General features: G+C 38.9%; 20 protein-coding genes and 1 tRNA gene. 5 read left to right on the top strand and 16 right to left on the bottom strand.

Going from position 1 to position 14,536, the window contains the following annotated elements; all coding sequences use genetic code 11:
* Nucleotides 1-260: 260 nt before the first annotated feature.
* Nucleotides 261-337 (bottom strand) — tRNA-Met (locus tag C7972_RS15840).
* 135 nt (nucleotides 338-472) lie between these two features.
* Here C7972_RS15840 and C7972_RS15835 point away from each other — a divergent pair.
* Both C7972_RS15835 and C7972_RS15830 read left to right on the top strand, forming a co-directional pair.
* Entirely contained in the window at nucleotides 473-856 is a 384-nt protein-coding gene (locus C7972_RS15835) for an START-like domain-containing protein (protein WP_110357155.1), read from the top strand.
* Nucleotides 857-909: 53 nt separating this feature from the next.
* Nucleotides 910-1,758, top strand: coding sequence for an aminotransferase class IV (locus tag C7972_RS15830; protein ID WP_110357154.1), 849 nt, complete (start codon nucleotides 910-912; stop codon nucleotides 1,756-1,758).
* Nucleotides 1,759-1,760: 2 nt separating this feature from the next.
* Here the strand turns inward: C7972_RS15830 and C7972_RS15825 are convergent, their stop codons facing one another.
* The 5 genes from C7972_RS15825 to C7972_RS15805 all read right to left on the bottom strand — a co-directional run bounded on the left by C7972_RS15825 (nucleotide 1,761) and on the right by C7972_RS15805 (nucleotide 6,277).
* Nucleotides 1,761-2,321 carry a YqgE/AlgH family protein gene (locus C7972_RS15825; RefSeq protein WP_110357153.1) on the bottom strand — a complete coding sequence of 187 codons (561 nt, stop codon included), beginning with the start codon at nucleotides 2,319-2,321 and terminating at the stop codon, nucleotides 1,761-1,763.
* A 114-nt stretch (nucleotides 2,322-2,435) separates the two neighbouring features.
* Nucleotides 2,436-2,708 (bottom strand): HU family DNA-binding protein, encoded by a 273-nt coding sequence (locus C7972_RS15820; protein WP_031443811.1) that lies wholly within the window; start codon nucleotides 2,706-2,708, stop codon nucleotides 2,436-2,438.
* Nucleotides 2,709-2,886: 178 nt separating this feature from the next.
* The gene (fmt, locus tag C7972_RS15815; RefSeq protein ID WP_110357152.1) at nucleotides 2,887-3,834 is read right to left on the bottom strand and encodes a methionyl-tRNA formyltransferase; all 948 of its coding nucleotides are present in this window, start codon (nucleotides 3,832-3,834) and stop codon (nucleotides 2,887-2,889) included.
* Nucleotides 3,831-5,735 (bottom strand): ATP-dependent DNA helicase RecQ, encoded by a 1,905-nt coding sequence (locus tag C7972_RS15810; protein ID WP_110357151.1) that lies wholly within the window; start codon nucleotides 5,733-5,735, stop codon nucleotides 3,831-3,833. The genes fmt and C7972_RS15810 overlap by 4 nt, the downstream gene beginning before the upstream one ends.
* The gene (locus C7972_RS15805; protein ID WP_110357150.1) at nucleotides 5,735-6,277 is read right to left on the bottom strand and encodes an AAA family ATPase; all 543 of its coding nucleotides are present in this window, start codon (nucleotides 6,275-6,277) and stop codon (nucleotides 5,735-5,737) included. The genes C7972_RS15810 and C7972_RS15805 overlap by 1 nt, the downstream gene beginning before the upstream one ends.
* Nucleotides 6,278-6,392: 115 nt before the next feature.
* Here C7972_RS15805 and C7972_RS15800 point away from each other — a divergent pair, with 115 nt between their 5' ends.
* The 3 genes from C7972_RS15800 (at nucleotide 6,393) to murA (ending at nucleotide 8,744) form a co-directional block, all read left to right on the top strand.
* Complete coding sequence (locus tag C7972_RS15800) at nucleotides 6,393-6,680, top strand: DUF493 family protein (RefSeq protein ID WP_110357149.1); 288 nt, start codon at nucleotides 6,393-6,395, stop codon at nucleotides 6,678-6,680.
* An 87-nt stretch (nucleotides 6,681-6,767) separates the two neighbouring features.
* Nucleotides 6,768-7,421, top strand: coding sequence for a DUF4290 domain-containing protein (locus C7972_RS15795; RefSeq protein ID WP_110357148.1), 654 nt, complete (start codon nucleotides 6,768-6,770; stop codon nucleotides 7,419-7,421).
* Between the two features lie 15 nt (nucleotides 7,422-7,436).
* Entirely contained in the window at nucleotides 7,437-8,744 is a 1,308-nt protein-coding gene (gene murA, locus C7972_RS15790; protein ID WP_110357147.1) for a UDP-N-acetylglucosamine 1-carboxyvinyltransferase, read from the top strand.
* A gap of 118 nt (nucleotides 8,745-8,862) precedes the next feature.
* Here the strand turns inward: murA and C7972_RS15785 are convergent, their stop codons facing one another.
* From C7972_RS15785 to C7972_RS15740, 10 genes are all read right to left on the bottom strand, one after another.
* Complete coding sequence (locus C7972_RS15785) at nucleotides 8,863-9,339, bottom strand: GAF domain-containing protein (RefSeq protein WP_110357146.1); 477 nt, start codon at nucleotides 9,337-9,339, stop codon at nucleotides 8,863-8,865.
* 69 nt (nucleotides 9,340-9,408) lie between these two features.
* Nucleotides 9,409-9,855, bottom strand: coding sequence for a VOC family protein (locus C7972_RS15780; RefSeq protein WP_110357145.1), 447 nt, complete (start codon nucleotides 9,853-9,855; stop codon nucleotides 9,409-9,411).
* A gap of 117 nt (nucleotides 9,856-9,972) precedes the next feature.
* A complete protein-coding gene (locus tag C7972_RS15775) occupies nucleotides 9,973-10,644 on the bottom strand; it encodes a lysoplasmalogenase (protein ID WP_110357144.1) in 672 nt (223 codons plus the stop codon).
* A 33-nt stretch (nucleotides 10,645-10,677) separates the two neighbouring features.
* Nucleotides 10,678-10,968, bottom strand: coding sequence for a hypothetical protein (locus C7972_RS15770; RefSeq protein ID WP_110357143.1), 291 nt, complete (start codon nucleotides 10,966-10,968; stop codon nucleotides 10,678-10,680).
* Between the two features lie 107 nt (nucleotides 10,969-11,075).
* The gene (locus C7972_RS15765) at nucleotides 11,076-11,618 is read right to left on the bottom strand and encodes a DUF3124 domain-containing protein (RefSeq protein WP_110357142.1); all 543 of its coding nucleotides are present in this window, start codon (nucleotides 11,616-11,618) and stop codon (nucleotides 11,076-11,078) included.
* Between the two features lie 135 nt (nucleotides 11,619-11,753).
* The gene (locus C7972_RS15760; protein ID WP_110357141.1) at nucleotides 11,754-11,984 is read right to left on the bottom strand and encodes a (4Fe-4S)-binding protein; all 231 of its coding nucleotides are present in this window, start codon (nucleotides 11,982-11,984) and stop codon (nucleotides 11,754-11,756) included.
* 2 nt (nucleotides 11,985-11,986) lie between these two features.
* Nucleotides 11,987-12,280 carry a GNAT family N-acetyltransferase gene (locus C7972_RS15755; protein WP_110357140.1) on the bottom strand — a complete coding sequence of 98 codons (294 nt, stop codon included), beginning with the start codon at nucleotides 12,278-12,280 and terminating at the stop codon, nucleotides 11,987-11,989.
* Between the two features lie 57 nt (nucleotides 12,281-12,337).
* On the bottom strand, nucleotides 12,338-13,216 hold the full coding sequence (locus tag C7972_RS15750) for a pirin family protein (protein ID WP_110357139.1): 879 nt from the start codon (nucleotides 13,214-13,216) through the stop codon (nucleotides 12,338-12,340).
* Nucleotides 13,217-13,292: 76 nt separating this feature from the next.
* Nucleotides 13,293-13,889 (bottom strand): Crp/Fnr family transcriptional regulator, encoded by a 597-nt coding sequence (locus tag C7972_RS15745; RefSeq protein ID WP_110357138.1) that lies wholly within the window; start codon nucleotides 13,887-13,889, stop codon nucleotides 13,293-13,295.
* Between the two features lie 88 nt (nucleotides 13,890-13,977).
* On the bottom strand, nucleotides 13,978-14,241 hold the full coding sequence (locus tag C7972_RS15740; RefSeq protein WP_110357137.1) for a hypothetical protein: 264 nt from the start codon (nucleotides 14,239-14,241) through the stop codon (nucleotides 13,978-13,980).
* Between the last annotated feature and the right edge of the window lie 295 nt (nucleotides 14,242-14,536).

Genomic DNA, 14,536 nt, shown 5'->3' with positions numbered 1-14,536 from the left:
AAGAATCTAGTTTCCTATTCATATTATAATTCGGCGCAAACGGTTCTTTTTGATCGACTCATCCAAATAGGTTTTGGGCATAATCCTACAAATAAAACTAGGTGTAATACCAATCTATTAGAAAAATGAGAGTCAAACAATTGGTGATAGGTCTTTTTGAAGTGAAAGCAATATTTTGAAAGTAAACTTTAAAATGTTGTACCTATGTTGTACCTAACAAAAAATCCAGGAGCTTAAACTCCTGGATTACTTGATTTTACTGGTAGCGAGAGGGGGGCACGATCCCCCGACCTCCGGGTTATGAATCCGACGCTCTAACCAACTGAGCTACCTCGCCATGCCGTTTTTAACGGGTGCAAATATAAAGTTAATTTTCTGTCCTTTCCAAATTAGATTGCTAAAAATATTATCTCGGTTTTATTTTTTAATCATTTATAAATATATATATTGTCCGCCATAAACACTATTCAGAATGAGCGATAAAATTAAATTTGAAGTTGAATTTGTAATTCAATCCTCACCACAACTATTATATCAATATATATCTACCCCCTCAGGACTTTCCGAATGGTTCGCAGATAATGTAAATTCCAGGGGTGAAATGTTCAATTTTATTTGGGATGGTTCCGAAGAGCAAGCTAAATTACTAAAGCGGAAAAGCGATGAATTTGTAAAATTCACCTGGGTAGCGGAAGATGATGATAGTTTTTTTGAAATGCGCATAATAGTTGATGAAATAACCAAGGACGTTTCCCTATTTATAACAGATTTTGCCTATGAGGATGAAGTGGACGAATCTAAAATGCTATGGGAGAACCAAGTATCCAGTTTAAAACAGGTATTGGGCTCCGCCTAATACATTAAGGGAATATAATGTATCTTTGGCCTTGATTTTTCAAGGCTTTTTTTATGGTTAATTTTAACGGAAACCTACTTTCTAAAAACACTTCTTACCTTAATCACCAGAATAGGGGACTGCGCTATGGCGATGCCCTGTTCGAATCCATTAGGGTAGTAAACGGAAAAATATTCTTTTGGGAAGACCACTATCTCCGACTCATGGCTTCCATGCGGATTTTGAGAATGGAAATTCCCATGGATTTTACCATGGAATTTTTAGAGGAACAGCTTCTGGCCTGCGTGGAAGCCAATGGCCTATTGGATAAACCGGCCCGGCTACGCTTTACGGTTTTTAGAAATAATGGCGGACTATATCTTCCGGAAACCAATGACGTATCCTATATCATTGAAGCAAGTTTAATGGATTCCCCTTTCTATACATTGGATAATAGTGCCTACGAAGTAGAGCTCTTTAAGGATTTTTATGTGAATCCGGATATGCTCTCTACCCTAAAGACCAATAATAAGGTAATCAACGTAGTGGGGAGTATTTTTGCAGCTGAGAATGGTTACCAGAATTGTTTATTGCTCAACAATGAAAAAAAGGTAGTGGAAGCCTTAAATGGCAATCTCTTTTTAGTGAAAGACCATACAATTAAGACCCCTTCCTTAAAAGACGGTTGTCTTAATGGAATAGTTAGGAAAAAGTTGATCGCTATTCTAGGGGCACTGGACAAGTACCATTTTGAGGAATCTTTCATTTCTCCCTTCGAGCTACAGAAGGCGGATGAGTTGTTCATAACCAATGCCATAATTGGTATACAACCCATTACAAAGTACAGAAAGAAGGAGTACGAAACAACAGTAGCTGCCGATCTATTGGGCAAACTCAATGCGACTGCCCGGCTGGATCAGTAAAATTAATTTAAGTTGGGGTTTTCAGGGGCATTGGACCATATGAGGTAATTTCCACCCAATTCCATCATTTTTTCCTTCCAAAAAGCATTGGAAGACTTTTGAATAATGGCACTTTCATAGACATTCTTTACTACGACCCACGATTTGGAACTTAATTCCTGATCCAATTGCAGGGAAGACCATCCCGAATAGCCTAAAAAGAAGCGGATATCGTTTTCAGAAATGACCTTATTATTGATTAAGTCCACAATAGCTCCAAAATCCCCACCCCAATAGATGCCGTCAGAAATTTCAATGCTATTTTCTATGAGTTCCGGTACTTTATGGATAAAATAAAGATTGTCCTGTTCTACCGGACCACCATTGTATACCTGAAAAGGTAGATCTATTTCGGTAACCAGATCATTTATACTGTAGTCCAAAGGCTTGTTTAAAATAAAACCAACGGACCCCTCTTGGTTGTGTTCCGCTAACAGGACTATAGATCTGTTAAAGGAAACATCACCTGAAAGTGTAGGCTCAGCAATAAGGAGTTTGCCTTTTTTTGGCTTTTCAGCAACCATATTGTTTGTTCTAGTATCTCTAAAATATAACAATTCCGTTAATCTGAAAAGTCTTTTGTACAAAAAAAGCACTTCCGTTTAGAGAAGTGCTTTCAATGTATAATAATATTATGATTAGTTTACTGCACCGCTCAAATCAGCACCTGCCTTAAACTTCACTACATTTTTAGCTGCAATTTGGATAGTCTTTCCAGTTGATGGATTTCTACCTTCTCTTGCATTTCTTTTAGATACAGACCAAGATCCGAAACCTACTAGAGATACTCTACCACCTTTTTTTAGAGAACCTTCAACGTTTCCAAGGAAAGATTCCAATGCCTTTTTAGCTGCTGCTTTAGTAATGCCAGCATCAGCTGCCATTGCATCGATTAATTCTGTTTTGTTCATAATTTCGATAAATTAAGTGTTATTAATTATAATTAAATACTTCAACAAATTTATACGGATTTGCCATTAACACAAGTAAAACAGGGGGAAATCCGCATTTTTGTTAATAACTTGAAACGTTTGTTGATAAAGTAGGAGGTTTTTTACGTTTTGTCGTACCCCCAATGAACATGGGGGTTTACCGAACATAGACGTTTTCTGTTAATTTTAGTCCGTTCAACACCTCTTTGGTGCTCATTTTTCGTTTCCCGGGTAATTGAATTTCCAATAAATGGATAAAACCTCCCACTACGGCCACCTTTAGTTCACTTTTGGTAGCTACAACGCTTCCTACCTTTAAATGGTGCTCTTCCAAATCCATTTTGGCGGAGTATACCTTTAGGAAAAGTTTATCCTGCCCATTGTGCAGGGTAGTCCATGCAGTGGGATAGGGGCTTAATCCCCTAATAAAATTATAGATGCTTGCAATATCATGGTTCCAATTGATCTCACAGGTTTCTTTATGAAGTTTGTGGGCCTCTTTTAATGGTTTTTCTTCCTGTTGTTCACTAGGCTCAATTTCCCCCTTCTCCAATTTATTTATGGTTTCCAAGACCAGATCCGCCCCAAGATGCATTAACTTATCGTGTAAGGTACCGGCAGTATCCTCTTCCGTGATGCTCGTTTTCTTTTGAAGCAATATGGCGCCGGTATCAATTTTATCATCAATAAAGAAAGTGGTTGCCCCGGTTTCCTTTTCTCCGTTTATTATGGCCCAATTAATTGGAGCCGCTCCCCGGTATTGGGGCAGGAGGGAAGCATGAAGGTTAAAAGTGCCCAACTTGGGCATATCCCATACAGACTTGGGCAACATTCTAAAAGCCACTACTACCTGAAGCTCGGGTTGTAATCTTTTCAAATCCTCTATAAAATTGGGATCCTTTAAATTGGTGGGCTGCATAATCTGTAAGCCATGTTCCACGGCATACACCTTCACGGCAGATTCGTGTAATTTCCTTCCTCGGCCGGCAGGCTTGTCCGGTGCAGTAATGACCCCAACAATATTACAGTCATTTTTTACTAGCTTATCCAAAATGGCCACGGCGAAATCCGGGGTACCCATAAACACTATTCGTGGTTTGCTCATTTTTTGATTATTTCGTACTGGTTAATAGAATTTACCCTTATTCTTTGCTCTTCCAATAATCTCTGTAAAGCCAAAATAATGGAACTTTCCTTATAGCTCAATAATTTCATCAGGCTTCTGGAGCTTTCTTTTTTTACCATTAAAACTTGTAAGATATCCTGCTCTATAATTTTTAATACTTCATTGCCAATTGGATTTTTTTGAAGACACACATCACATTTTCCACAGTTGGCGTTGGCTGTTTCACCAAAGTAGTTTAGAATATGCCTACTTCTGCAAAGATTGCCATCCTTAATATAAGACAACATACTTTCTACATTGTCTTTTTTTACCTGCTGTATCTGTTTTATTTTTTTAGCAAAGATATTGATCGTGCGTTCATCCTCCCTAGGTACCAAAAATGTAATTTCAAGGTCGCTGTGTTGTGCATGGTATTCAATTATTTCATCTTTTTCCAGTTTTTCCAGAACGGTTATTACCTCCTTTTCACTCTTGTTGGCTTTTCGCGAAATCAATAGGGAATTTATTTTGGTGTCGAAATCGAAAACACCTCCGTAAGTTCTCAGAATGGTTTGTATGATAGGTGCCGATGCCTGATTTTTATCCAAGTAATCGAAAATTTGATGCTTGGAAGCTAACATGCGGATCGTGGTTTTTTGAGAAAAAGCTTCCGTTAGGGATATTACAGAGTTTTGATCCAATAACCTTAAACCATTATATGTTAAGGTAGTATTCAGTTTATAGGTTTCGCAAAAGGCATTAAAGGGCAATTGATAGGTTTCACCACTACCTTCCCCAAAGGGGATTTGAAAATAGTTGGCCAATTTTCTATACAATAATTTAAGAAAGTCAACATTGGGCAAGACCCCTAAAAATTGCTTGCGCACCTGGGCCTCATCCGTGAGGTTGGTAATTAAAACCGCTCTTGCCGGTTTTCCGTCCCGTCCGGCCCTTCCCGCTTCCTGAAAGTAGTTTTCCATACTGTCCGGAATTTGGTAATGTACAACGAGTCCAACATCCGGCTTGTCTATACCCATCCCAAAAGCATTGGTGGCCACCATGATCTTTACTTTGTTTTCCAACCACTGGTTTAAGCGGGAGTCCTTGTCCTTTTTGGAAATACCCCCATGAAAAAATGTAGCCGTATGTCCTTGTCGTGTAAGGTAGTAAGACAATTCCATGGTCATTTTTCTGCTACGTACATATACTATGGTGCTCGTATTGGTCTGGGCACATAATTCCTTAAGGCGGTATTTTTTGTCCTCTTCCAAGCAAACACTGAAGGTAATATTGTTCCTTGAAAAGGAATCCTTGACTACCAAGGGTTGTTCCAAATGTAAATTTTCGCAGATATCCTTTACCACCGTTTCAGTTGCCGTAGCGGTCAATGCTATCATAGGAGCATTAGGTGCAAGTTCCTTCAAAATATGGCATTCCAGGTAGGCAGGTCTAAAATCGTTGCCCCATTGCGAAATGCAATGGGCTTCATCAATGGCAATAAGGTTTACGTTCATTTGCCTGATACGCTCCTTTACCAATTCCTGTTGTAGTCTTTCTGGGGATAGGTATAGGAACTTATAGTTGCCATACAGGCAATTGTCCAATAGGTTGTTCACTTCTTCAAAGGAAATTCCCCCGGTAAGGGCAATTGCTTTTATGCCTAATTTTTTAAGGGTGTCCACCTGGTTCCTTATCAGGGCTATCAGGGGCGATACCACAATACAAATACCTTCACGGGCCAATGCAGGTACCTGATAGCACAAGGACTTACCACCTCCCGTAGGAAGCAGCGCCATAACATCCTGCCCTTCCAATACTGCGCCTATGATGTCTTCCTGGGAATTTTTAAAATCCGGAAATCCCCAAACTTTTTTCAATATATCCTTAGGGTGCTGATGCACTATAGCCTTTTTAATTTATTGAGTATAAAGGTAACCCTTCCTTCTACGGTTTCCTTGGGAACAGGTATAATTTTGTAGCCGTAGTTGGTGTAGGCTTTATCCAAAAAGGTATGGATTCGTTCCGCTTCTTCGAAGTTTTCATAACGTTCATTGTCAGACTCGTGGATTTCTTTCCAAGGTGGCAATAAAAATATGTGGTCGTATTTATATTTTTTACAGCTTTCTATAAAATCATCACCATAGGGCTGCCCAAAACAATCCATATAGGCCACCACGTCCGGAATTCCACGATCAAAAAAAACCATGGGTCTGCCCATTTGGTTGGCTGCTTGGAATTGCCGGATCCTCCCTTCAATAATTCTTTCACTAAAAAGCAGGGGATCTGAAACGAATAATTGGGGAATGCCCTGCTCCCTAGCTTCCAATGTAATCTCACGGGATATTTCACTAAAACAAAAGAAGCCTTCCCTTTCAATTTTTTCTATGACCGATGTTTTTCCGGTACTGGGTCCACCTGTAATGACAATTCTTTCTAAATTCAAATAGCGGTGTTTAAATATGGTATTTATATGTACAAATTAGTGCTGCAAAGTAATGAAATAGCCTTAAGATTAAAAAATTGACAGCGATACTTTATATATTTGCAAAAACATCGGCATGGATCAGGATAAATCAGAGGAATTTTATAGTAGATTAAAGGAACAATTGGCGGAAAGTAGTAAATGGCCTTCCAATTACCTATATAAGTTTATAGTCCCGACCGACACTGAAAAAATTAAACAGATTCAGGAAATTTTTGACAATACCGGTGCTGTGATCGAATCCAAGCAATCCAAAAATGCCAAATATACCAGTCTGAGTATTACGGTAAACCTAAAAAACCCTGATGAAGTAATACGTAAATATAAGGAAGTAGGGGAAGTAAAAGGGGTAATATCACTCTAAAATAGTATTTGTGGCATAATTTTGTTAATTTGCAGACGTTATAAGAGTACTTCCTTATCATAAATAAATAGCAATAAATATTTCAATTTGAATTTAGTAGAAAACTTAGAATACAATACTGAGCGACCAAAGCTCATTATACCCGAGTATGGACGCCATTTCCAAAAAATGGTGGACCATGCCATGTCTATAGAAGACGATGCGGAACGTAACCGTGTGGCCCAGGCCATTATAAGTGTTATGGGCAATATTCAACCACATTTGAGGGACGTTCCCGATTTTCAACATAAACTTTGGGATCAATTGTTTATCATGTCCGATTTTAAATTGAACGTGGAATCACCATTTCCCATAACCTCCAAAGAGACCCTACAAAAGCGTCCGGAGCCATTGGAATACCCACAGAATTTTCCAAAATATAGGTTTTATGGAAACAACATAAAGCGTATGATCGATGTAGCCGTAAAATGGGAAAAGGGTGATATGCGCGACGGATTGGAATATGCCATTGCCAACCACATGAAAAAGTGTTACTTAAATTGGAATAAGGATACTGTGGACGACAAGGCTATTTTTAAGCATCTTTACGAGTTGAGCGATGGACAGATAGACCTTGCCAAGGAAGGGGAAAACTTGACGGAAAGTGGACAATTCCTTAAGAATCGTGTGGCAAAAACACCAAGGACCAATTCTGGTAAAAAAACGCAAAGAAACCAAAACCGCGGCAAAAAGCGGTATTAATCTTCTCAAACCTTAATGGGAACATTTAAAATAGAAGGCGGTCATCAATTACATGGTGAGATTACACCGCAAGGGGCAAAGAATGAAGCATTACAAATACTCTGTGCCGTACTACTTACTTCAGAAAAAGTGTCGATTACCAATATCCCTGATATTGTAGACGTAAACAAACTAATATCCCTATTGGAGGATTTGGGGGTCAAGATCCAAAAGAAAGGTCAAGGGTCATATACTTTTATGGCAGATGACATTAATTTGGACTATCTGCAATCGGCCCAATTTAAAGAGGACGGTAGAGGACTCAGGGGATCCATTATGCTCGTAGGTCCATTATTGGCGCGTTTTGGCAAGGGATATATTCCCAAACCAGGGGGCGATAAAATAGGGCGAAGGCGTTTGGATACCCACTTTGAAGGTTTTATAAAATTGGGGGCCAAATTCCGATATAACAAGGAGGAGCACTTTTATGGTGTGGAAGCCAAAAAATTGAAGGGAACCTATATGCTGTTGGACGAGGCGTCGGTTACCGGAACGGCAAACATTGTTATGGCAGCTGTTTTGGCCGATGGCAAAACCACCATATACAATGCTGCCTGTGAACCTTATTTACAGCAATTGTGTAAAATGCTGAATAGGATGGGGGCCAAAATTACGGGAATCGGTTCCAATTTATTGGAAATAGAAGGAGTGGACAGCCTAGGTGGAACAGATCACAGAATGCTCCCGGACATGATAGAGATCGGTAGTTGGATCGGCTTGGCGGCTATGACCAGAAGCCATTTAACGATCAAGGATGTTAGTTGGGACGATCTGGGTCAAATTCCAACCGTTTTTAGAAAGTTGGGCATACAATTGGAGCGGAAAGGAGACGATATCGTTATTCCCGAACACAAAGAAGGGTATGAGATTCAAAACTATATAGACGGTTCTATTTTAACAGTGGCCGATGCACCATGGCCTGGACTTACGCCAGATTTGTTGAGCATAATCCTAGTGATGGCTACACAGGCCAAAGGTGAGGTTCTGATCCACCAAAAAATGTTTGAAAGCCGTTTGTTCTTTGTAGATAAATTAATTGATATGGGTGCCAAGATTATTCTTTGCGATCCACATAGGGCTACGGTTATAGGACATAACTTTCAATCCAGTCTAAAAGCCACTACCATGGTATCCCCGGATATTAGGGCCGGTGTTTCCTTGCTGATAGCCGCTTTGTCTGCCAAGGGCACATCAACCATACACAATATAGAACAGATAGACAGGGGTTACGAAAATATTGATACGAGATTACGGGCTATTGGTGCCAAGATTACAAGAGTTTAACAAAAGTTAAAACGTAATATTATAAAAAAAAGGACTATCCATTGGGCAGTCCTTTTTTAATCTATATAGCCCATTGTTTCTATTGGTTGAAACGAATAGTTTATTAAAAATGAATTTTTCACCTGCCAATAACCCCACTTATTCTCTCTCCTATACTTAATAAGTCGCCCACTTCTTCCTTCGTAAAATCATAGGGAACGGGTTTGGCTATTCCCAAGGTTCCGTATAATTTTCCATTGAGCAACATTGGAACCGCAATGGAGCCTTCTACTTTTGTTTCCTTGGCGGCAGGACGTGCCACTCCCGAATCATCGGTTTGTAGATTGCACATTTCAACAGGTTCACGCCGCTCGGCCGCTATACCGGCCATACCTTTACCAATAGGAATCTCAGAAAGCTTGGGGATTAAAAACGGAGGAATACCTTGATGTGCCCGGACCTTTAACAATCCCGACTTTTCATCCAAAAAATGTATCGTACCAGTGGTACAATCGAAAGCCGAAATTACAGAGGAAAGGACTTCCTGCCAATTAGGGCTTTCATTTTTAAGGAGGCTATCTATTACGTTACTCCGTTGCAAATTGTCCTTATTCATATTCTTCAATGGATTTTTTCATTAATACCCAAATTTACTAATTCTAGTTAAACTATTGTTTAGATATATTCAATGATGTTTGGCATTATTTACTTCTATCCAATATCCTTCGGGGTCTCTGAGGTAAATTTGACGCACTCCATCCGAACGCAATGTAACGGCCCCTTTTATTCCCGGCCAATCCTCATAGGCCACCTTATTGCTTTCCAAATGTTTAATAAAGGAATCCAAATGGGGGGTCGACAGACAGAGATGCATGGATTTATGCTTTTTCATCACAACGGTATCCTTGTAGATCAAATGTAGTTGTGAGTTACCTTGCACTAAAAACCAACGAAATCCCGGGGCCTTGTCCGGGTGTGGTATCTCTTTTAACTTCAAAATATTGGCATAGAAATCTGCCGTGGTATCCAGATCGTTAACAATCACGGACGAATGGTCTATCTGAAAATCAAAGTCCTGCGCATTTCCGTATAGTATAAAAAGGCAGAGAAAGGGAAGTAATGGCTTATACATGTGTATTTGATATTAAAATTAGTTGGAAAGAAAGGTAAATAAAAATGAATCATTTCATTGGGACTAATCGACTTTTGTGGTAATTTTTAGGAAATTGTTATTTATTCCATATTCAATTCAGTCTTTACTAAGCAAGAGACCTCTAACAATTAAATATTGAGCTGTGGCGTACGTGCCCATTACCAGAATATGTGATCCCGGTACTGTGATAAGAAACTTATTGATGGCCAGGATGCTATCGGACAAGATAAAGAATACTGCTCCAATAAATACCAATTTGAAACTTGTTGGACCTACAAGGTCCTTTCTACTATAGGCCGTAATGGCCATTGCTAGAATACCCAGGATATAAATAATTACAGGGATTTTCAACGTGCCTAAGTTATCTTGTAGAATTATGAAAAGGGTAGTGCCGTATACCAGCAGCAATAAAGCGACCAAAGGCACTTTCCTCTTTAATATGCTTTTGCCCTGGATAAGAAATACCAAGGCATAAGTTATATGGGCAAGGAGAAAAGCTACTAGTCCAAGCATAAAATACATAGGTGAGAGATGATCATAGAGCAAGAATATGTCTCCCAATAATGAAAAGAAAAGAGCCAATAAGATATAGCGATAGATTTTTTTGGCTAGTTGCCTTCCGTATATCCCAAAAAACAATATCAGCGAAAGCAGTATAAGCGGCTTGCTCAATTGCCTCAAGCCTTGAAAGTGCAAGTATCCTGTTACCAGATCCAACAGCACCAAAAGAATAAATACGCCCATAAAGGCATTCTGCCTTGTTTTCATGCTAAAAAATTAATGTTCCAATGGCTAGGTTTCTTAAGTATATAGTTTTCTTTTTCGGACCACAATAAAGCAAAGAGCCAATTGCAGGACTACGGCGATGGCGTTGGTAAGCCAAAGGGCCAAAGTATTAAAACGAATTCCGTAAAAACACCAAAACAGATATATAAATACCCATCCAAAAACAAAGCCGTTGGAGAGGCTACTGGGGCCTTTAAACCGGTATTCCTTATAAACCTGTAAGGCAATAACCAGGCAAGCACAAAGACCTGCTACAATTCCAGTACTCTCAAATATATTTTCAGGGATATTGTGAATGATATTCATGCAAGTAAGGCTTATTTTTAATGTATTGATTGTAAATGGGTATGTAACAATTCACTACTGTACTTTAAGACTAACTTAAAGCAAATTAATACATGAATCCCCAAGGACTACAATTTTATTCCCCGTGTGGTAAAAGAGATTCCCTGTTGGCCGGTGGTGGAGATCATTACGGCCTCAAATATGGGCTCGTGATTATTGGATTGTACGGCCCAATCAAAAACAAAATTTGCACCTGTACCACCATATTCATCATCTTGGTCAATAACAATTTCTATGGTTTCCAAGGGTTTTAGGAATATAGGCTTGTTAAAATAGGTGCGGATAAGATCTCCTTGGGTATTGTAATAATCAGCTTTTAGAATATAAATGGAATCCGTATTGCTTACATTTCTCATACTGGCCGTAGCCGTTAAATGATGCAATGTTTTCTCCGTGCCATCGTATATGGATGAGTAAATAGACAGATAGGAACTCCCTTTAATAAGACTGTCGTTGGAAGGAAGGGCTGTGTATTTCTTTTCCCAGTTTATAGGGTCCAAGTGACTTATCTTTTTTTCCTCGGAACAACTTAGGATTATAACCAGCACCCACAAAGAAATACATATTTTACTTGCTATAATATGAAAACTGCGGTGAAATATATTAATCATTCTTGTTGGCTTCTTTTTTGCTTATTCCTTCATTAACATAGGGATCTAATCCTTTTTCATAATTGTATAGTCCCGCATAAAGATACTCTATATAGACGAATCGTGTATTGCAATATTGTCAATTCATATAACTTTTCAACGTTTTCCGTCCGGGTAAAATGACAAGGCACCTGACGGACATTTTAGGATTTGCGATTTCAATGCTTCCGTCGAAGCCTTTTCAGGGGTTATCCATGGTTTGGCTTTTGGGTTATAGACTTGGGGCAATGTTTTTACACAAATACCTGCATGAATACATTTTGATGGTTTCCAGACCACTGTAATTTCACCATTGTTGTATTCCTTAAAATTTTCCTTTTGTTCCATATTTATGCAATATTAATTCCTTTTAAGACCAATTTTTTCCATTCGGGATGCCTTTTAATATAGGCAGCAACAAATGGACACATGGGCACTAGGGTCAATCCCTTTTTTTCCACATCTGCCAAAACTTCTTTAACCAATGAGGAGGCCACTCCTTTACCTTCCAATTCCTTGGGAACCTCGGTGTGGGTAAGGTAAATTTTATTCTTTGCCTTTATATATTCAATTTTCGCAATAACGCCATCAATATGATATTCATATTGCTTGGCCTCTGCATTATCTATCAAATTGTAGTCCATAGGTATCTTGATTAATCGTTTACTACTAGTTATATAATCTTACTTCCAATTTACACTTTATTCTTCCAAATAGCCAAATCTCCCCAAATTATAATCTTTAATGGCCTGGGCTATTTGTTCAGGTGTATTCATTACAAATGGTCCTTGGGCAGCTATGGGTTCGTTTAACGGTTCTCCACTTAGAATCAGTACAGTTGATTTTTTTGAGGCCTCAATACTAAATTCCTCCCCTTCATTTTCGAAGAGCACAAAATGATTTTCTGCTATGGTCTCTGAGCCATTCACATTAATCTCCCCATCTACCACCAACAATGCAGTATTGAAGTTAGCTGGAAAAGTAAATCCTGCTTTGGCACCTGCTTCAAGCCTTGCATTGAACACGTTTACTGGTGAAAAAGTAGACGCCGCACCTTTAATACCCTTATAACTCCCGGCAACCACCTCAATAATTCCTTTATTATCTGTCAATTGATATTTGTTAATCTGTGAATTGGTAATTCCCTGATATTTTGGTGTGGACATTTTGTACTTGGCGGGAAGGTTGACCCACAGTTGCGCCATTTGAAAATACCCCCCTTCCTTGCTAAATTTCTCTTCGTGATATTCTTTGTGAAGTATTCCCGAAGCAGCGGTCATCCACTGGACGTCGCCAACATCTATTACGCCGCTATTGCCCGAACTATCATGATGGGCCACTTTCCCCTGATAGGCTATGGTAACCGTTTCAAAACCCCTGTGAGGATGTACACTTACTCCTCTAGGCTTATCGGTAGGAGGGAAGTAGAAAGGGGAATTGTAATCCAGAAGGATAAAGGGATCCATTCTTTCCATATCCAATCTATATCCGCTCGGTATAAAATTATGCACTCTAAATCCATCACCAACATAGTGGGGCTCTCTTGGTGCAACCACTATTTCTATATTTTTTGTCTTCATTTATTACCCATCTTAAATTGTATTACAATATTATGGGAACTTTTACTCCTGTGCATTGATGTATGGTAAGATAGGATTAGTTTGGTCTAAAGTTTTTATGGGCCAATTCTTTGCGTACCCTACTTAGACTTTCAGGGGTAATGCCCAAATAGGAAGCTATCATCCATTGCGGGACCCTGAGGGTTAAATCGGGGTATAATTGTATAAAATTTAAATATCGCGCTTCGGCACTGGCACTCAATAAAAGATTGATTCTTTTCTGTTGATGTCGGATATGGTTCTGAAGTGCCATTTGATTGTAATGCCTAAAAGAGGAACTTATTTCACTAGCAGCCTCTATAAAATCAGAATTTATTAAAACTACCTTGGTATCCTCTATGGCATCGATAAACAAATCTGAGGGTTCATTAAAGAAAGTACTGCTCCGATCCGAAACTATCCAATTTTCCGAACCAAATTGTATAATGTGTTCCTTACCGGAGTTGCCTACCGTAAATGACCGCAGGAGACCCTTTTCAACAAAAAAGGAATGCCGACAAATTTCTCCAGGACGCAATAATAATTCCCCTTTTTCAATATTTTTAAATTTTACTTTTTTTATCAATAGCTGAAATTCCTGCTCAGGTATGTTTGCCTTGGCTTTTAAATACTTTGTAAAATTTTGTAAATCCATATCTATCGGGAATTTTTATTTATATAAGATTCATAGCATGACTATATCAATTGAGCCGGCACATTCAGTTGTGTATTGGAGAATCGTTTTATGGAGTTCCAAATGTTCCGAAAATTGATATTGCCCGGAAAAACCGGGTCATGGACATAGTTCCCTCCCTTCCAGAATCATATTTATCTTGATAACTTCCTAATCCTGTTATGCTTTCACCCCACACCACTGGTGTTTTATGGGTTATATCTTTAATTATATCTAAAAAGGTTTGCGCATCCTTACGTTTTTCTTCATACCCAAGAGCGTTTAAAAACGAAATAAAGGAATTCTTGGCAGGCTGGGTTTTGTTTTCTGGCATCCACTGGGAATTAAAGCTTATTAAATTTACTAAAAAGAAGTAAAAGTTGATGGGCTAATTTTCATTAATAAATTCCTGTACTATTTTATTTATTAGTGAAACTCAATTTTGGGAAGTCAGTAAGACGCACTTAAAATTGCAAGTTGAACTAATCCCGCCATTTTCGGCGGGATCTAGGTTCAATACCTCGACCCTAGGGTCGCTTCCTATTATTGGGTTCAGGGCCTGCCTATGTCGGCAGACAGGCCTGCCTTTGTCGGCAGACAGGCCTGCCCTGAGGTTTAACTTTTATTCA

Origin of the sequence: Arenibacter sp. ARW7G5Y1 (assembly GCF_003201775.1) — a bacterium.
Classification (GTDB): domain Bacteria; phylum Bacteroidota; class Bacteroidia; order Flavobacteriales; family Flavobacteriaceae; genus Arenibacter.
This window is presented reverse-complemented; position numbering and strand designations above follow the sequence as displayed.